Origin of the sequence: Neisseria subflava, assembly GCF_003044935.1 — a bacterium.
In the GTDB taxonomy this organism is placed as follows: Bacteria; Pseudomonadota; Gammaproteobacteria; order Burkholderiales; family Neisseriaceae; genus Neisseria; species Neisseria subflava_E.
Window position 1 is genome coordinate 640,347 of sequence record NZ_POXP01000001.1, and the last position, 17,924, is coordinate 658,270.

Genomic DNA, 17,924 nt, shown 5'->3' on the forward strand with positions numbered 1-17,924 from the left:
CCGATTTAAAAATCAGCCAATGCCACCATTTAAACAAACAATCAAACCGAGCCGCCACATACTTGACTGAAACACTCAGATATTAGACAATTCCCTCCACTAATAAAAACGCCCACACAGGCAACCACACCATGAGACTGACTACCAAAGGGCGATTTGCAGTAACCGCCATGATAGATTTGGCGATGAATGCGCAAACCGGTGCTGTCAAACTCAGTGCCATCAGCGAACGACAAAGCATATCGCTCTCCTACCTCGAACAATTATTCAGCAAGCTGCGCCGTGCCGGATTGGTTGAAAGCCTACGCGGCCCCGGCGGAGGCTACATCCTTGCCGCTCCCGCCGAGCAAATCAATATTGCACAAATCATCTCCGCAGCTGAAGACCGACTGGATGCCACACAATGCGGCAGCAAAGCAAACTGCCACCACGGCGCCCCCTGCCTGACCCATGACCTTTGGGAAAACTTAAACAAAACCATCAATGATTACCTCAGTGGCGTTACGCTGCAAAGCATCATTGAACAAAAAAACTGCAGCGACAGCAGTCATGTCGTTACCTTTACACACATTCATTAAACCGACTTGCGGCGAAGACCGCAGGCAGATGACCAACCGAAAGAGCAAACCATGACCGTCAAAACCCCCGTATACCTCGACTACGCCGCCACCACTCCCGTTGACCGCCGCGTTGCCGAAAAAATGATTCCCTACCTGTCCGATATTTTCGGCAACCCAGCTTCCAACAGCCACAGCTTCGGTTGGGAAGCAGAAGAAGCGGTAGAAAAAGCACGTGCAGACATCGCAGCCCTGATTAACGCCGACTCTAAAGAAATTGTTTTCACCAGCGGCGCAACCGAGTCCAACAACCTCGCCATCAAAGGAGCGGCCCACTTCTACAAATCCAAAGGCAACCACCTCATCACCGTAAAAACCGAGCACAAAGCCGTACTCGACACCATGCGCGAACTCGAACGCCAAGGTTACGAAGTAACTTATCTGGACGTACAAGAAAACGGTTTGGTTGATTTAGACGTACTGAAAGCCGCCATCCGCGAAGACACCATCCTCGTTTCCGTAATGTGGGTAAACAACGAAATCGGCGTGGTTCAAGATATTCCTGCCATCGGCGAAATCTGCCGCGAACGCAAAATCATTTTCCACGTTGACGCAGCACAAGCATGCGGTAAAGTACCTGTCGACGTTGAAGCCGCCAAAGTTGATTTGCTGTCTATGTCCGGCCACAAAGTATACGGCCCTAAAGGCATCGGCGCCCTGTATGTACGCCGTAAACCACGCGTGCGCCTCGAAGCCCAAATGCACGGCGGCGGCCACGAGCGCGGTTTCCGTTCCGGCACATTGCCGACCCACCAAATCGTCGGCATGGGCGAAGCCTTCCGCATTGCCAAAGAAGAATTGGCACAAGACACTGCGCACTACTTGAAACTGCGCGATATCTTCCTCAAAGGTATCGAAGGTATCGAAGAAGTCTACATCAACGGCGACCTCGAACACCGTGCTCCGAACAACCTGAACGTCAGCTTCAACTTCGTCGAAGGCGAAAGCCTGATTATGGCAGTGAAAGAACTCGCCGTATCTAGCGGCTCCGCCTGTACTTCTGCCAGCCTTGAGCCAAGTTACGTCCTGCGCGCGCTCGGCCGCAACGACGAATTGGCGCACTCATCCCTGCGCATCACCTTCGGCCGCATGACCACCGAAGAAGAAGTGCAGTTCGCCGCAGAACTGATCAAATCCAAAATCGGTAAATTGCGCGAACTGTCGCCGCTGTGGGAAATGTTCAAAGACGGGATTGATTTGAACTCGATTGAATGGGCGGCGCATTAATCCGCATTTATAAAAGGCCGTCTGAAAATCAATAAAACTTTTCAGACGACCTATATATAGATTTCATTTGATCCCCTAGCCCCACTAAGGCATAACTTTCAGATTAAAGACATAAACTATGGACGAACAAGAACTCGACCTCGACAATCTCGACAACCTGCTTGAAGATTTTGACGGTGTTACCGTAGAAGGCGGCGTCGATTCAGAGAATGATGACGGCTGCGAAGGTGGCGCATGCAAAATCTAAACTTCAGGCCGTCTGAATATTCGTAAACAAACCATTTACACCATTAAAAACACAAAGGAAACCACATCATGGCATACAGCGATAAAGTAATCGATCACTACGAAAATCCCCGCAACGTCGGTACTTTCGATAAAAACGACGAATCTGTCGGTACCGGCATGGTCGGTGCACCGGCCTGCGGTGACGTAATGCGTCTGCAAATCAAAGTAAACGATGAGGGTATTATTGAAGATGCAAAATTTAAAACTTACGGCTGCGGCTCCGCCATTGCTTCTTCCAGTTTGATTACCGAGTGGGTCAAAGGCAAAAGTCTGGATGACGCGCTGGCAATCAAAAACAGCGAAATCGCCGAAGAATTGGAACTGCCCCCAGTGAAAATCCACTGCTCCATCTTGGCTGAAGATGCGGTAAAAGCAGCCGTTGCCGACTATCGCAAACGTCAGGAAAACAAATAACCGGATTCAGCATACCTTTGTCGGCAAGTTCTCTCAAGATTCCGGTGAGTCTTCGAGAAAAGCAAATCTAATGGTTTCCCCCCTCTTCTTTTGTGAGGCAAAACCAACTGTGCAGAAACTTAATCATTTTGAAGTTGCTACCAAGTTTGGGACTATCTGCCAATCTATCCTCTCTTCCCCGCGGGAGAGGGTTAGGGAGAGGGAATAACGCAGGCTTATATTTAGTCGTTATACCTGCAAAATCAAAGAAGACGATATGCCTTTTACCGATGAAGAAATCCAATCCCTACTTGCTATCAAAGGAATAGGTAAAACCATATTGCAACGTTTGCAGCAAATGGGATTGATGATATTGCCACTCTGGCGGTTGCGGATTTAGACGATATTTTGGAACAGGGCGCACAATTAACCGGCTCAACCTGTTAGAAAATAGTCCGCAGGCTAAAGCTGCTATTGCCGCCGCAATAGAGTGGGCAAAACAGCGTTTTCAGACGGCCTGATAGTTCAAGAGGCCGTCTGAAATAAAAAAGCAGACAAAACAGAAAGTGATCGCGAAATGAGGAAAAAAGCATGATTACCATCACAGAAAACGCAGCCAAATACATCAATAACTACCTGACCAAACGCGGCAAAGGATTGGGCGTGCGCTTGGGTGTGAAAACCAGCGGCTGCTCAGGCATGGCATACAACCTTGAATTTGTCGATGAAGCGAACGAGGACGACCTGATTTTCGAAGAACACGGCGCGCGCATTTATATCGACCCGAAAAGCTTAGTTTATCTGGACGGCACACAAGTCGATTACACCAAAGAAGGTTTGCAGGAAGGTTTCAAATTTGAAAATCCGAATGTCAAAGACTCTTGCGGCTGCGGCGAGAGCTTCCACGTTTAAAATATAAAAAATGGCGGGAAAGTATCAAAACCATCCCGCCATTTTTTGGCTTCTTGTCTATTATAGCTACCCTTGCCTTTTCTTTTTCGTTCTACTTTGTGTCGGAATAAATCAGATTTGACTAAGGCTTTTAAGGCATTGTCTCGTATTTTGCCTTTATTGTGTTGTACCTTACCGGTCATATTGTTTTCCTTTCGTATAAACAGTTTCCGGATTATATCGTAAAATAATCTTCTTCTTTAGATTTTTTCCTTTAATATCATGTCTCAATACTTCAACCTCTTCCAGCTTGAGCCATCTTTCAATATTGATACCGAAGCACTCGAACAAAGCTATCGGGTTTTAGCTGCCCGTTTTCATCCCGATAAATTTGCTTCTGCTTCAGCTTTTGAGCAGAAACAAGCCGTTATGATGTCTTCTACAATTAATGATGCCTACCGCACATTAAAAAACCCTATTGATCGGGCCGCTTATCTCTTGAAAAGTCAAAATATCGATGCTGATGCACCTGAACACACTTCGTTTTCACCAGAATTCCTCATGCAGCAGATGGAATGGCGGGAAACATTGATGGATGCACAAATGGAACAAAACCATGATGCCATCCGAGCACTGGATCAAGAAATCCAAAAAGTACAAAGCAACCTATATCAAGATTTGCAACAAGCATTTGAACAACAGGATTATGAATCGGCCGCACAATGGGTGCGGCATGGGCGCTTTCTTAATAAACTTCGCAATGAGATTGCTTCAATCTTATAAAGTACATTGCTGTTACATTTACCTAAGTTTTATAGCAAATAATTTTATATGTAAAACAAAAACCGTATCAGATTTATCTGATACGGTTTTCTTATCTTAACTACCTATTAGCGTTTTTTACCGGTAACAGTAGCAACAGCCAGGTTTTCGTTACGTTTCAGAGAAACGCTTTCAACACCTTCTGGCAATTTGATATCTGACAAGTGCAGAATGTCGCCGGCAACTACGGATGCACAATCCAGTTCCAAGAAAGCAGGAATGTTTGCAGGCAAAGCAACTACTTCAACAGAAGTGTTCAACAGAGATACACGACCACCTTGCAATTTAACAGCTTGAGAGTTTTCAGCGTTAACAATGTGCAGAGGAACACGGATACGTACAACTTGGTCAGCTTTTACAGCTTGGAAGTCGATGTGTTGAACTTCACGACGGAATGGGTGCATTTGGAAGTCACGCACGATAACGTCTTTAGTTTCACCGTTCAAAGACAGTTTAATCAAAGCAGTATGGAAAGATTCTTTTTCCAATGCGTAGAATACAGTTTTGTGGTCTACAGCGATAGCAACAGGCTCTTGACCTTCACCGTACAGAATGCCAGGGATTTGGCCTTCGCGACGTAGGCGGCGGCTCGCACCAGTGCCTTGGGCTTCGCGAACAGAGGCTTGAATTTCGTAAGTCATGTTTAATACTCCAATTTAGATAAAATCGTCGTCATCGGCCGCGACCAGCTTAAGACGACATCGGGTTATGGCAGCAACATGCCGCCAGTCATCACATCTTCATTGAAAAGATATGAGACGGATTCTTCATTGCTGATACGGCGTACCGTTTCAGCCAGCAAACCGGCAATGGTAACTTGACGGATGCGTTCACATTTTTTAGCTGCTTCAGACAACGGAATCGTATCTGTTACAACTACTTGGTCAATTTCAGAAGAAGCAATTCGATTCACTGCTTCGCCGGAGAATACTGCATGGCTGGCGTATGCCAGTACACGATCTGCACCGCGCTCTTTCAGGGCAACAGCCGCTTTACACAAGGTGTTTGCCGTATCGATCATATCATCTACGATCAAGCAAGTACGGCCTTGAATATCGCCAATGATGTTCATCACTTCAGCCACATTGGCTTTAGGACGACGCTTGTCGATAATAGCCAAATCAGCATTTAAAGATTTAGCAACAGCACGTGCACGTACAACACCACCGATATCAGGGCTGACAACAGTCAGGTTCTCAATGCGCTGTTGTTTAATATCGTTCAATAAAATCGGGGTAGCGTAAATATTATCTACCGGAATATCGAAGAAACCTTGAATTTGGTCGGCATGTAAGTCAACAGTCAATACGCGGTCGATACCTGCTGAGTACAACATATTTGCTACCAATTTAGCAGAAATCGGTACACGAACAGAGCGAGGACGACGATCTTGACGCGCATAGCCAAAGTAAGGAATCGCGGCAGTAATACGACCAGCAGAAGCACGTTTGAGTGCATCAGCCATAGTCAAAATTTCCATCAGGTTGTCATTGGTAGGCGCGCAGGTAGGTTGCAAAATAAACACATCGCGACCACGCACATTTTCCAACAATTCAATGGCTACTTCGCCATCAGAGAATTTGGAAACAGTGGCTTCACCGAGTGAAATATCCAAATGTTTGACAACACGTTGCGCCAATTCCGGATTTGCATTACCGGTAAACACCATTAAACTGTCATAAGCAGCCATATCTTCACCTGATTCTAGATTTGATTTACGCGCAGAAAACATTACGCTTCCCTTCGCCCTATGTCTAAGACACTAATCACGCGATTATACGCGTAAAGACGGGTAAAAAAAAGTTTTTCAGCGTTATTTCGCTCTGAGCGTAAAAAAGCGTGTAAGAAAACTTACACGCTTTTATTTGGCTGGGGAGGAAGGATTCGAACCTTCGCATGCTGGAATCAAAATCCAGTGTCTTAACCGCTTGACGACTCCCCAATAAAGGGTGTTGGCTGGGGAGGAAGGATTCGAACCTTCGCATGCTGGAATCAAAATCCAGTGTCTTAACCGCTTGACGACTCCCCAACAAAGGGTTTGGCTGGGGAGGAAGGATTCGAACCTTCGCATGCTGGAATCAAAATCCAGTGTCTTAACCGCTTGACGACTCCCCAACTTACTAAATCATATGATACAGCGGATGAACATCTAATCCTTCCACACAATAAGCTTCATATGATTGAGAAACCTGTTGGTAAATTGTATGTGCTTTTTGATGAGATTTACTTGCTATAAACAAACAAGCCCCGGAACCAGTCATTAATGCATGACCATATTGGGATAACTCAATATAAGCCTTCCAAACTTCAGGATATTCCTGAAACACAACCGCCTGCATATCATTTTGAAACGGCTGTAACGATTGGAAAGTCGGCATTATGCTGGGTTTGGAATCCCGTGTCAAGCCTTCATGCGCAAAAATTTTAGCTGTTGCCACATGAACGGGGGGCTTAACGATAACATACCATTGTTTAGGGACATCTATTTCAGCCAGCTTCTCGCCTACGCCTTTGGCAAAAGCACTTCTTCCAAAAATAAAAAAAGGAACATCCGCACCAAGACTTACACCTAAATCAATCAGTTGCTGCCTGCTCAAACCGCATTGCCACCATTGGTTTAAAACCATTAAGACTGTGGCTGCATCGGAGCTGCCGCCGCCTAAACCTCCGCCGGTCGGAATCACTTTATCCAACCAGATTTCAACGCCGTTCGGTACGCTTGCATATGGTAGTAATAATTTAGCCGCCCGATAAGTCAAGTCCTGTTCGGGCTCAAGTCCTTCGACCGGCGTATGCAGAATAATTTGCCCATCGGTACGCATTTTCAGATGAACGGTATCATATAAACCGATCAAACAGAAAATACTTTCCAAATTATGATAACCGTCGCTCCTGCGGCCGGTAATCCTCAAATCCAAATTTAATTTAGCCGGCGCAGGAAAGGCTTGGATTTCCTCTGAAACAGACATGACATCCTCTATTTGCGTGCTGCGCATCGGGTTTGTCCATTCTTATCCAAAGAGTGGTTTACTGTATCGAACACCAAGCGGATATTAAACTTGGCATTCTCAAGTTGAAGCGTTTTGGGCTGTCCTGAACTATTTAAAGTACGCGATATCGTCCAGTCAAACTGCTCCAGACGGCCATCAGGCAGAATTTTGTATGGCGCATTGGCAACGCGTTTACCATCTGCCCAAATATGCAAATATTGAACCGGCAAAGCAAAGCCCAAAAGCTGTCTGCTCAATTCCTCAGCCGTTTCCGCCTGATAAACCTTACCCTTACTGTCTACTGCCAATACGCCTTCGCTGTCTTGACACAGCTGGCCTACGGTATTGCCCAACGGTGTATTCACATCAATGGTTTGAACCGCGTTCTGATAAGTCCAGTTGAAATTGGCATAAGAGCCTTTTCCTTCCACTTTGACAGCCAATCGGCCATCCGCACTAAAATCCTGCACCTGCTCTGCTGCTTGCCAACTGTTTTGCTGAGGAAAGTTTGGCTGCGCACAAGCGGCTAAAAGCAATAAGGCTGCAACCGATGATATTTGTTTTAAATTCATGGATATTCCTTCATAGGCCGTCTGAAATCAAACACTTTTCAGACGGCCTTTGAGTTTTATTTGTGTTTTTGAGTATGCGGTTTGCTGGGCGTTATACCGAATTTGGACATTGTCTCTTTTAATACTCGGAGATTGCTTCCGCGTTTCAAACCGTCATTCCAGATTTCTTTGGCCTTGTTTTGGTCGCCAAGTGTCCATAGGACTTCGCCCAAATGCGCGGCAACTTCGGCTTCAGGTTCTTTTTCATAGGCATATTGGATATACGGCAAAGCTGTTTGTGCATCGCCTTTAAGATAATAAGCCCAGCCTACACTATCATTAATGGCTGCGCTTTCCGGCTCCATTTGATAGGCCGTCTGAACCATTTTGAATGCCTCGTCCAAATCCTTGCCGCTTGACAACAAGGTATAGCCCAAAGCATTCCAACCGTGCGGATTATCCGGATACAGCTCTACCACACGGCGTAAATCGGCAATCGCCTTGCCTGGCTGATTCAGCTTCTCATAAACCATCGAACGTTGATACAGTACATTGGCAAGCAGCTCAGGAGAAGCTTGGGTTTTCAAGGATTTTTCGGTAGAACTTACCAAGCTATTTAAAGCATTCAACGATTCTTGAAGATTGGTATTTTTAGACAATACGAACAAAGCCGTATTCAACAAATCACTGGCTTCAAAATAACGTCCTCTTTGCTCGGGCATTTTTTGTGCGCGTTGCACCAAAGCCCAAGCCTCTTTATGGTTGCCCTGTTTGGCTTCGATGGAGGCGGCCAAAATGGTTTTATCAAACGTATAAGCCGTAGCCGTGACCTTGGCCAGCCATTGTTTGGCTTTGGCAAAATCCTCGGCATCATTATAAGAAATCGCGCCAATCAACGCCGCACGGCTGCGCTGCTCTTCCGTACCGGCTTTATAAGCCTTTTCCAGATAACTGTTTACCGCAGAAATATTTTCCGTCTTGCTGGCGGACAATAAGGCGGCCTGAATATACAAATCAGGGTTTGGATTTTCTTCCAACAAAGTCTGCAAACGCTTAAAAGCCTTATCATTTTGGCCATGGGCGATCAAATTGGCGATATCCAATTCCTGCCAAATCGGAGATAAGGTTTTGGTGTCTGTCTCTTTGAAAAAGCCGTCCAGAATATCAGGATGCCGTTGCGCCATCAGACGCAGGGTAACAAAAGTCGGCGGCAGAATTTCGTTGTCCAACTTGGCCAATCGCTGCAATGCCGCAATGGCGTGTTTCTTTTGACCGTCTTTTGCACTAAAAATTGCATCCGCAATCGCCGCTTCTGGAAAGTCTTTATAATTCAATGCTGTTTTATGTACTTGCTTGACCGCATCGCTGGTCAGATTCGGCTGTTGGGCTGCGGTTTGTGCCAAAAGCAGGAACACGCGCTTTTGCTCGTCTTCACTACCGCCGGCAATCACCTTGTCCAATCCGCTCAAGTTCTTATCGGCTTTGCCCAGCAGCAAATTGCGCAACCAAGTCATGCGCTTTTGTGTTTCACCAGGCTCCGGCTCGATTTCGCGCCATTTTTGGTAAATGGCCTCAGCCTGTTCAAATGCGTTTAAAGAAACCGCCATCTCCAAAGCGCGTTCGGCCACTTCGGGAGATTTAGTGCGATGCAACGTCAAAATATAAGTAAACAGTGCAGAGGCGGCATCACCCTTTTGCAGAGCCAGTTCTGAATTTAACAAAGTGAAAACCTGCGAGGTGCGGTTTTGTATACCCAACAGACGTATCCGCTCCTGCTCACGCTCTTCGGGAGAAAAACGGTCGGCACGGCTTTTCTTTTTGATAATCTTAGCCGATTCAAAAACAACCTTTGAATCGCCGGGCGCGGCAAAAGTTTGTGCAGCGAACAACATCATGACAGCCGCAGCTGCTACTTGAATACGGGATGGGGAAAACAACATAACTATCCTTTTTGAGAACCTGCCGGCATTTTCAGACGGCCTAAGCACTTGCAGAACAGATGCAAAGCTTTATTTATCATTCAGGCATAACTGTAACACACGCACCCTATTTTGTTGACACGGTAACCGTAAACCTTGTGTAATCCTCATCTGCATAAAACGATCAGTGCCAAAAATGAATACCGACCACCTTATCCACTTCCTAACTCAAGCTTCACGCTTCAGCAGCCGTATGCAAGCAGAGCGCAATCAATTATTTACCGCCCACACGGTCAAAGAAGCTGCCGTTTTGGTCGGCATTGTCTTGTATGAAGGAGCGTGGCAAATTTTACTGACCAAAAGGGCCGAGACCTTAAGGCAACACACTGGACAAATCGCCTTTGCCGGTGGCCGCAAAGATACCCAAGACGACAGCCTAACGGCAACGGCGTTAAGAGAAGCTTATGAAGAAACCGCCATTCCGATTACCGCATGGCAGACTTTTGCGCCGCTACCCTTTTATGACACGCCTTCCGGCTACCGTGTTACGCCTGTTCCGGCAATTTGCACCCAGTCCGTCAACCCAAAAGCCAATCCCGACGAAGTAGCTGAAATTTTTTATCTGCCTTTGGATTTCGCCTTAAACCTGCAAAACTACACATTCCGTCAGCTTCATCACAACAATCAAACCCTCGCCCTCCCCGCCCTGCCTTTCCGACACTACGACATCTGGGGGCTGACAGCAATCATCCTATATGGACTGGCAGAACGTTATCAGCAATATTGCCAAGCTTTTAAATAAGGCAAGGCCGTCTGAAACCAATGTTTAGACGGCCTGATTTAATCAATTTTCTTTATGCGGCTTCTTCGAAATATTCGACACCTTCTCCGAACCATTTCATCTCATTGCGCAGGGCAACCACTTCGCCAATCACCATTAAAGCTGGACGATCTGCTTCGGCAGCCAGCAAGCCCAAATCTTTCAGACGGCCTGTCCGCACGGTTTGATTCGGTAAAGTCCCATTGGAAATCACGGCAACAGGTGTAGAAGGCTGCCTGCCATAAGCCATCAGTTTTTCCGCAATCTCAGCCGCTTTAAGTGTGCCCATATAGATTACCAGCGTTTGACGGCTTAAAGCCAAAGTCTGCCAATCAGGCTGATTGCCCTCGTGTTTGCTGTGGCCGGTTACAAATAAAGCACTTTGTGCACAATCGCGATGGGTTAACGGAATACCGGCATAAGCAGTAGCTCCAAGTGCAGCAGTAATGCCCGGCACAATGCGGTAAGCGATTCCAGCTTGATGCAGGGTTTGCACTTCCTCCCCACCACGTCCGAACACAAAAGGATCGCCGCCTTTCAACCTTACCACGCGCTCGCCTTTTTGAGCGTGCTCAACCAATAGACGGTTGGTTTCTTCCTGCTGGACATGGTGCGCACCGGCGCGTTTACCCACGCTGATTTTCACCGCATCTTTGCGTACCATCGCCAAAATTTCATCCGACACCAAAGCATCGTAAAACACGGTATCCGCAGCCTGAATCGCCTGCAAAGCATGTATGGTCAGCAAGCCCGGATCTCCCGGCCCTGCCCCCACCAAAACCACTTCGCCGCCAAACGGCGTTTCCCGGTTTAACTGCGTGATCAATTCACGTTCCGCCGCCTCGATATTGTTTTGAGCTGCAAAAATACTGAAACGGCTGTCGAACAACTTCTCCCAAAAATAACGGCGTTGTTCGACATTATTCAGCGCTTGCTTAACCTTTGTGCGCCATTTGCCGGCAATACGCGCCATCGTGCCCGTATGCAGCGGAATCAATGTCTCAATAATCTGCCGCCATTTACGCGCCAATACAGGCGCAGTACCGCCGCTGGATATGGCGATCTTCAACGGTCCCCTATCCACCACGGCAGGTACGATAAACGAACACAAGTCCGCCGTATCCACCGTATTACACAATTTTGCCCGTCGTTCCGCCGCTTCAAAAACACTGTGGTTAAACACGTCGTCATCCGTCGCCGCAATAACAAAATACACCTCGTCCAACATGGCTTCTTCAAACAAGCCGCCCAGCCAAACTATTTTCCCTTCAGCCGCCCATTGCTGAAACTGCGGATTCAGAGTTTCCGCAACAACGCGCACGCGCGCTCCGGCAGATAACAGGCTTTCCGCCTTGCGCTCGGCAACCTTACCCGCACCTGCCAGTAAAACAGGACGGTCTCTCAAATCGGCAAACAAAGGATAATGGCTCATGGTCGTGTTCTTGCTTTATCAATGATTGTCCGCCGATATTAAAGGCCGTCTGAAAAAATAGGAAAGAATGGTTTCTGATTTTCTTATGGTGTTTGGTTATATACCTGCCACAACAAAATAAGTTATAGCGGCAAACACAAAACAGAAGCAGAAAATTTCAAAATAAACGATTAGGAGATAGTGCAACAATATAAAAATTCATTTTTTCACAAATAAATTGCGCCTTCTTCATTTTTCAGACGGCCTTTGCCTGCGTATAATATCGTTTTGTCTACAATTTGAAATCCTAACCAATGACCGAATCCATCCGCCTGCCCGCTTCTACACTCAAGCCTTCCACCGTTGCCCTGCCCGGTTCCAAAAGCATCAGCAACCGCACGCTACTCTTGGCCGCACTCTCCGACAATGTTTGCGAAATCCATTCTTTGCTCAAATCCGATGATACCGACCGAATGCTTGAAGCACTCGACAAACTCGGTGTGCAAATTGAATCTTTACCTGAAGGCCGTCTGAAAGTTCATGGCACCGGTGGCCGCTTTCCCAACTCAACCGCCGATTTGTTTTTAGGCAATGCCGGTACGGCATTCCGCCCTTTGACTGCCGCGCTTGCCGTTTTAGGTGGCGACTATCATCTGCATGGTGTGCCGCGTATGCACGAACGCCCCATTGGCGATTTGGTGGATGCGTTGCGCATTGCAGGCGCGGACGTACAATATCTGGGCAATGAAAACTATCCGCCGCTTCAGATCGGCAAACGCCAAGACAACGGCCAGCGCGTTATTCCGATCAAAGGCAATGTTTCCAGCCAATTCCTGACCGCCCTGTTGATGGCTTTGCCCCTAACCGGACAAGCATTTGAAATCCACATGGTAGGCGAGTTGATTTCCAAACCTTATATCGACATCACGCTCAAGCTGATGGCGCAGTTCGGTGTGAACATCATTAATGAAGACTACCGTGTATTTAAAATCCCGGCCGGTGCCAAATATCATGCGCCCGAACATTTATATGTAGAAGGCGATGCATCCAGCGCGTCTTATTTCTTGGGCGCAGGCCTGATTGCGGGTACACCCATCCGCGTAACCGGTATCGGCGCACACAGCATCCAAGGCGACGTTGCCTTCGCACGCGAACTGGAGAAAATCGGTGCAGATGTGATTTGGGGCGAAAATTTTGTTGAAATTTCCCGCCCTATCGAGCGCAAGATTCAGGCTTTTGATTTGGATGCCAACCATATTCCTGATGCAGCCATGACTCTGGCCATTATTGCACTGGCCACCAAACAGCCCTGCACCCTGCGCAATATCGGCTCATGGCGCGTCAAAGAAACCGACCGTATCGCCGCCATGGCAACCGAGCTGCGCAAACTGGGGGCTGAAGTCGTTGAAGAAGCCGAAGCCATCCATATTACGCCGACCGAAACACTTATCCCCGATGCCATCATCGATACTTACGACGACCACCGCATGGCCATGTGTTTCTCGCTGGTTTCGCTTTTGGGTGTTCCCATCATCATCAACGACCCGAAATGTACGCATAAAACTTTCCCCAACTATTTCCAAGTTTTTGCATCATTGACCAACTGATTGATTATTCAAAGTTTCAGACGGCCTGTTGCATACAAAAAACACAGACCGTCTGAAAAATAAAAATAAAACTATACTTTTTCTTAATTTATGCGATAATAGCTAAATAAATTCTTAGCGATTCATATTTCCTTTCGGAGAGAAAACATGTCAGACGAAAAAAGCAAAGCCTTAGCCGCCGCCCTTGCCCAAATCGAAAAAAACTTCGGCAAAGGCTCCATCATGAAAATGGACGGCAGCCAACAGGAAGAAAACCTTGATGTTATTTCCACCGGCTCCCTCGGCGTGGACTTGGCACTCGGCGTTGGCGGTCTGCCCCGCGGCCGCGTGGTTGAAATTTTCGGCCCGGAATCCTCCGGTAAAACCACACTCTGTCTCGAAGCCATTGCCCAATGCCAAAAAAATGGCGGCATCTGTGCATTCATCGATGCCGAGCATGCTTTTGACCCGATTTACGCCCGCAAACTCGGTGTAAAAGTCGAAGAACTCTATCTCTCCCAACCGGATACCGGCGAACAGGCATTGGAAATCTGCGATACATTGGTACGCTCAGGCGGTATCGATATGGTTGTTGTCGACTCCGTAGCCGCACTTGTGCCTAAAGCCGAGATCGAAGGCGAAATGGGCGACAGCCATGTCGGCCTACAAGCCCGCCTCATGAGCCAAGCCCTGCGCAAACTGACCGGCCACATCAAACGCACCAATACATTGGTTGTTTTCATTAACCAAATCCGTATGAAAATCGGTGTGATGTTCGGCAGCCCTGAAACCACGACCGGCGGTAACGCGCTCAAATTCTATGCCTCTGTCCGCCTCGACATCCGCCGTACCGGTCAGATTAAAAAAGGCGATGACGTTATTGGTAACGAAACCAAAGTCAAAGTCATCAAAAACAAAGTTGCGCCTCCATTCCGTCAAGCCGAATTCGATATTCTTTACGGCGAAGGCATCAGCTGGGAAGGCGAATTGATCGACTTGGGCGTCAAACATGACATCGTTGAAAAATCCGGTGCATGGTACAGCTACAACGGCGCAAAAATCGGCCAAGGTAAAGACAATGTACGCGTTTGGCTGAAAGAAAACCCTGATATCGCCAACGAAATCGATGCCAAAATCCGTGCGGCAGTCGGTATCAATGTCGATATTACCGAAGGCAAATTGGACGATACCGACGGAGAACGTCCTGAGGAATAAGCCTGTTTGAAATAAAAGGTTAAAAAAGACCAAATAAAGGCCGTCTGATATCCGACCATTAATCGGATTTCAGACGGCCTTTTATTCAATACTGCTTAAAGCCCTAATGCCTGAGCGTGAAACTCAATATGCGAATCGATAAAGCTGGCAATAAAGAAATAGTTATGCCCATAGCCCGGACGTACTTTATATTGGATATTGAAACCTTTTTCTCGTGCGGAGCGGACAAACCCTTCCGGTTGCAGGACTTCAGGATACAAAGCATCTTCACTGCCGACATCAATCAAAACAGGCAATTTATGCGAGGCCGTCTGAAGCAGCTCTGTACTGTCATAGCGTTTCCACGTTTCCACGTTTTGGCCCAAATAAGCCGAAAACGCCTGCCTGCCGCCTTCCGTATCGATAGGATGACATAAAGGCGCAAAGGCTGAAACCGCAGCATATCGGCCGGGATGCTTCAAAGCCAACTGCAGCGCACCATGCCCGCCCATGCTGAAACCTGCAATGCTGCGCTCTTGCGTTACCGGAAAATGATGCTCGATCAAATCAGGCAATTCTTGGCTGATATAGCTTTCCATTTGGTAATGCTGCGCCCAAGGTGCTTCAGTTGCATTGACATAAAATCCGGCGCCCTGTCCAAGATAATGTTCCTCACTGTCGGCAACATGCCGACCGCGTGGCGAGGTATCCGGGAAAACCACGATAATATTCCATTGCGCCGCAAAACGTTGGATCCCGCTTTGTTGAACCAATTCAGAACCATCGCTATTTAAGCCGGAAAGAAAATATAAAACAGGCGCGGGATAGCCTTTTAAGACTTGTGGCGGCAGATAGACATCAAATACCATATCCGTCCGGCAGGTTTGAGAAAAATGGCGGTACCGTTCCTGATACCCGTTAAACATCTTTCTGCGTTCCAGCAAATGCAATTCTGAATTTTTCATTTTATTCCTTGTAAGGAAACAACAATGAGCAGAATGTTAGCGCAAAACCTGCTCATCGTGTTGTTGCCCCATCTTTTTAAGGCAACCCAATCTGCTTTAAACAAGGCTTGCCAATCATGCGAAATCATTACGCCGACAGCATTTAAAATCTATACACAATCTCTGTGGATAAATCTGTTGATAAGCTTTGGGTAATCGTAAAATTTTCTTTAGGAACAAACCAAGTCTTAAATTGACTAAAATTTAATCAAATAAAATATAATAAAATCAAGTGGTTATATTTATAAGATTTTACTATAATCATACAGTGAAAATTTATAGGTAAAACAAGGTTATGCGGCTTTGTGCATAAATTAGGGTTGACATCCCTAAAAATCACCCCGAATCAAAAGCTGCGTAAAACAACGGCCGATTTCATCAGATGCCATTCAAAAGACACGCGGCCATACATTTTGCGTTACAATACGCACTTATTTTTAAGAAAGAAAAATACGCCATGAAAGCCTCCCAGTTCTTCATTTCTACCCTTAAAGAAGCCCCTGCCGAAGCCGCACTTGCCAGCCACAAGCTGATGATTCGTGCCGGCTTGATCAAAGCCAACGCATCCGGTCTTTATACTTGGATGCCGATGGGTCTGCGCGTATTGCGCAAAGTTGAAAATATCGTGCGTGAAGAAATGGCCCGCGCGGGTAGCGTGGAGCTGCTGATGCCGGTGGTACAACCTGCCGAACTGTGGCAGGAATCCGGTCGCTGGGAATTTTATGGTAAAGAACTGCTGCGCCTGAAAGACCGTCATGACCGCGATTTCTGTATGGGTCCGACTTGCGAAGAAGTCATTGCCGACATCGTGCGCAAAGAAGTCAACAGCTACAAACAACTGCCAAAAAACTTTTACCACATCCAAACCAAATTCCGCGATGAAGTACGTCCGCGCTTCGGTGTGATGCGCGCGCGCGAGTTCGTCATGAAAGATGCTTATTCCTTCCATGCCGACTATGCCTCGCTTCAGACGACCTATCAAGATATGTACGACGCTTATTGCCGTATCTTCACCCGTTTGGGTTTAGAATTCCGTCCTGTTGCCGCGGATACCGGCAGCATCGGCGGTACCGGCTCTCACGAATTCCAAGTATTGGCTGAAAGCGGCGAAGACGTTATTGCATATAGCGACACTTCCGATTACGCCGCCAATATCGAGCTGGCGCCGACTTTGCCGCTTAAAGGCGAACGCGCCGCTGCTCAGGCCGAGTTGACCAAAGTACATACGCCAAACGTCAAAACCATTGAGTCTTTGGTTGAATTCCTCAATATTCCGGTTGAACAAACCCTTAAATCCATCGTGGTCGAAGGCGAAAACGAAGGCGAACTTGTTCTGTTGCTGTTGCGTGGCGACCATGAATTTAACGATATTAAGGCAGAAAAACTGGCCGGCGTGAAATCACCACTGACCATGGCAAGCCCTGCCGCGATTATTGAACAGTTCGGCGCAAACGGTGGCTCTCTCGGCCCTGTCAGCTTCAACGGTAAAGTCTATGCGGATTTCGCTACCGAAAAAGGCGCAGATTGGGTTATCGGCGCGAACGAAGACGACTACCACTATACCGGCTTCAACTTCGGCCGAGATGCTGACGAGCCTGAATTTGTCGATTTGCGTAATGTCATCGAAGGCGATATCAGCCCCGACGAACAAGGCCGTCTGAAACTGGCGCGCGGTATTGAAGTCGGCCATGTCTTCCAATTGCGCGACAAATATACCCAAGCCATGAATGTCAGCTTCTTGGACAATAACGGCAAATCCCAAATCATGGAAATGGGCTGCTACGGTATCGGTATTACCCGCGTTGTGGCCGCCGCCATCGAACAAAACAACGACGAAAAAGGCATTGTTTGGACCAAAGCAATGGCGCCGTTTGAAGTCGTTATCGTGCCGATGAACTACAAAAAATCAGACGCCGTGCGCGAAGCCGCTGACAAAATCTATGCCGAGCTTTTGGCTGCCGGTGCGGATGTATTGTTGGATGACCGCGATGAACGTGCGGGCGTATTGCTGAATGACTCTGAGCTGTTGGGTATTCCTCACCGCATCGTGATCGGCGATCGCGCATTGAAAGAAGGCAATGTCGAATATGCCGAGCGCCGTGACAATCAGGCTCAAGCCGTTGCGGTATCAGAAGTTGTCGCCAAGGTTTTGGCCGCATTGAACGCTTAAGTCTTTTCAATAATGAAAAGGCCGTCTGAAACTGATTATTT

The 17,924-nt window shown here is 47.3% G+C and carries 18 protein-coding genes, 3 tRNA genes and 2 pseudogenes; 12 read left to right on the forward strand and 11 right to left on the reverse strand.

Going from position 1 to position 17,924, the window contains the following annotated elements; translation table 11 throughout:
• Positions 1-131 precede the first annotated feature (131 nt).
• The 6 genes and pseudogenes from iscR to iscA all read left to right on the forward strand — a co-directional run bounded on the left by iscR (position 132) and on the right by iscA (position 3,437).
• Positions 132-578, forward strand: coding sequence for a Fe-S cluster assembly transcriptional regulator IscR (iscR, locus tag DBY95_RS03095; RefSeq protein ID WP_003746476.1), 447 nt, complete (start codon positions 132-134; stop codon positions 576-578).
• Between the two features lie 51 nt (positions 579-629).
• Complete coding sequence (locus DBY95_RS03100; protein ID WP_049329436.1) at positions 630-1,844, forward strand: IscS subfamily cysteine desulfurase; 1,215 nt, start codon at positions 630-632, stop codon at positions 1,842-1,844.
• Between the two features lie 118 nt (positions 1,845-1,962).
• Positions 1,963-2,091, forward strand: a complete 129-nt coding sequence (locus DBY95_RS10730) for a hypothetical protein (RefSeq protein ID WP_004519897.1) — start codon at positions 1,963-1,965, stop codon at positions 2,089-2,091.
• 68 nt (positions 2,092-2,159) lie between these two features.
• The gene (iscU, locus tag DBY95_RS03105; protein ID WP_003674559.1) at positions 2,160-2,546 is read left to right on the forward strand and encodes a Fe-S cluster assembly scaffold IscU; all 387 of its coding nucleotides are present in this window, start codon (positions 2,160-2,162) and stop codon (positions 2,544-2,546) included.
• A 256-nt stretch (positions 2,547-2,802) separates the two neighbouring features.
• Positions 2,803-3,046: pseudogene (locus DBY95_RS03110) on the forward strand (recombinase RecA).
• A gap of 70 nt (positions 3,047-3,116) precedes the next feature.
• Positions 3,117-3,437, forward strand: coding sequence for an iron-sulfur cluster assembly protein IscA (iscA, locus tag DBY95_RS03115; protein WP_003680782.1), 321 nt, complete (start codon positions 3,117-3,119; stop codon positions 3,435-3,437).
• On the opposite strand, the pseudogene DBY95_RS03120 reads toward iscA, so the two are convergent.
• A pseudogene (locus tag DBY95_RS03120) lies at positions 3,397-3,619 on the reverse strand (alternative ribosome-rescue factor A). The gene iscA and the pseudogene DBY95_RS03120 sit on opposite strands and share 41 nt — an antisense overlap.
• A gap of 79 nt (positions 3,620-3,698) precedes the next feature.
• On the opposite strand from DBY95_RS03120, the gene hscB reads away from it, so the two are divergent.
• On the forward strand, positions 3,699-4,199 hold the full coding sequence (hscB, locus tag DBY95_RS03125) for a Fe-S protein assembly co-chaperone HscB (RefSeq protein ID WP_107723352.1): 501 nt from the start codon (positions 3,699-3,701) through the stop codon (positions 4,197-4,199).
• 107 nt (positions 4,200-4,306) lie between these two features.
• Here hscB and DBY95_RS03130 read toward each other — a convergent pair whose 3' ends face one another.
• The 8 genes from DBY95_RS03130 to DBY95_RS03165 all read right to left on the reverse strand — a co-directional run bounded on the left by DBY95_RS03130 (position 4,307) and on the right by DBY95_RS03165 (position 9,719).
• A complete protein-coding gene (locus DBY95_RS03130; RefSeq protein ID WP_063075835.1) occupies positions 4,307-4,879 on the reverse strand; it encodes a 50S ribosomal protein L25/general stress protein Ctc in 573 nt (190 codons plus the stop codon).
• 65 nt (positions 4,880-4,944) lie between these two features.
• Positions 4,945-5,928, reverse strand: coding sequence for a ribose-phosphate pyrophosphokinase (locus DBY95_RS03135; RefSeq protein ID WP_107723665.1), 984 nt, complete (start codon positions 5,926-5,928; stop codon positions 4,945-4,947).
• Between the two features lie 176 nt (positions 5,929-6,104).
• A tRNA-Gln gene (locus tag DBY95_RS03140) sits at positions 6,105-6,180 on the reverse strand.
• Between the two features lie 11 nt (positions 6,181-6,191).
• A tRNA-Gln gene (locus DBY95_RS03145) sits at positions 6,192-6,267 on the reverse strand.
• Between the two features lie 10 nt (positions 6,268-6,277).
• A tRNA-Gln gene (locus tag DBY95_RS03150) sits at positions 6,278-6,353 on the reverse strand.
• A gap of 5 nt (positions 6,354-6,358) precedes the next feature.
• On the reverse strand, positions 6,359-7,234 hold the full coding sequence (gene ispE, locus DBY95_RS03155; protein ID WP_107723353.1) for a 4-(cytidine 5'-diphospho)-2-C-methyl-D-erythritol kinase: 876 nt from the start codon (positions 7,232-7,234) through the stop codon (positions 6,359-6,361).
• On the reverse strand, positions 7,216-7,800 hold the full coding sequence (gene lolB, locus DBY95_RS03160) for a lipoprotein insertase outer membrane protein LolB (protein WP_107723354.1): 585 nt from the start codon (positions 7,798-7,800) through the stop codon (positions 7,216-7,218). The genes ispE and lolB overlap by 19 nt, the downstream gene beginning before the upstream one ends.
• A 56-nt stretch (positions 7,801-7,856) precedes the next feature.
• Complete coding sequence (locus DBY95_RS03165; protein WP_107723355.1) at positions 7,857-9,719, reverse strand: tetratricopeptide repeat protein; 1,863 nt, start codon at positions 9,717-9,719, stop codon at positions 7,857-7,859.
• Positions 9,720-9,894: 175 nt separating this feature from the next.
• Between DBY95_RS03165 and DBY95_RS03170 the strand changes: the two genes are divergently transcribed.
• Positions 9,895-10,500 (forward strand): CoA pyrophosphatase, encoded by a 606-nt coding sequence (locus DBY95_RS03170; protein WP_107723356.1) that lies wholly within the window; start codon positions 9,895-9,897, stop codon positions 10,498-10,500.
• A 52-nt stretch (positions 10,501-10,552) separates the two neighbouring features.
• On the opposite strand, the gene cysG is transcribed toward DBY95_RS03170, so the two are convergent.
• Positions 10,553-11,950: a siroheme synthase CysG gene (gene cysG, locus DBY95_RS03175; protein ID WP_107723357.1), complete on the reverse strand. Its 1,398-nt coding sequence runs from the start codon at positions 11,948-11,950 to the stop codon at positions 10,553-10,555.
• Between the two features lie 293 nt (positions 11,951-12,243).
• Here cysG and aroA point away from each other — a divergent pair, with 293 nt between their 5' ends.
• Positions 12,244-13,536, forward strand: a complete 1,293-nt coding sequence (aroA, locus tag DBY95_RS03180) for a 3-phosphoshikimate 1-carboxyvinyltransferase (protein ID WP_107723358.1) — start codon at positions 12,244-12,246, stop codon at positions 13,534-13,536.
• 147 nt (positions 13,537-13,683) lie between these two features.
• Entirely contained in the window at positions 13,684-14,730 is a 1,047-nt protein-coding gene (gene recA, locus DBY95_RS03185; protein ID WP_003680794.1) for a recombinase RecA, read from the forward strand.
• Positions 14,731-14,825: 95 nt separating this feature from the next.
• Here recA and fghA read toward each other — a convergent pair whose 3' ends face one another.
• Positions 14,826-15,674 carry an S-formylglutathione hydrolase gene (gene fghA, locus DBY95_RS03190; protein WP_107723359.1) on the reverse strand — a complete coding sequence of 283 codons (849 nt, stop codon included), beginning with the start codon at positions 15,672-15,674 and terminating at the stop codon, positions 14,826-14,828.
• 24 nt (positions 15,675-15,698) lie between these two features.
• On the opposite strand from fghA, the gene DBY95_RS10555 reads away from it, so the two are divergent.
• Complete coding sequence (locus DBY95_RS10555) at positions 15,699-15,869, forward strand: hypothetical protein (protein ID WP_004519914.1); 171 nt, start codon at positions 15,699-15,701, stop codon at positions 15,867-15,869.
• Positions 15,870-16,170: 301 nt separating this feature from the next.
• Positions 16,171-17,883: a proline--tRNA ligase gene (locus DBY95_RS03195; RefSeq protein ID WP_107723666.1), complete on the forward strand. Its 1,713-nt coding sequence runs from the start codon at positions 16,171-16,173 to the stop codon at positions 17,881-17,883.
• The last annotated feature ends 41 nt before the right edge of the window (positions 17,884-17,924 follow it).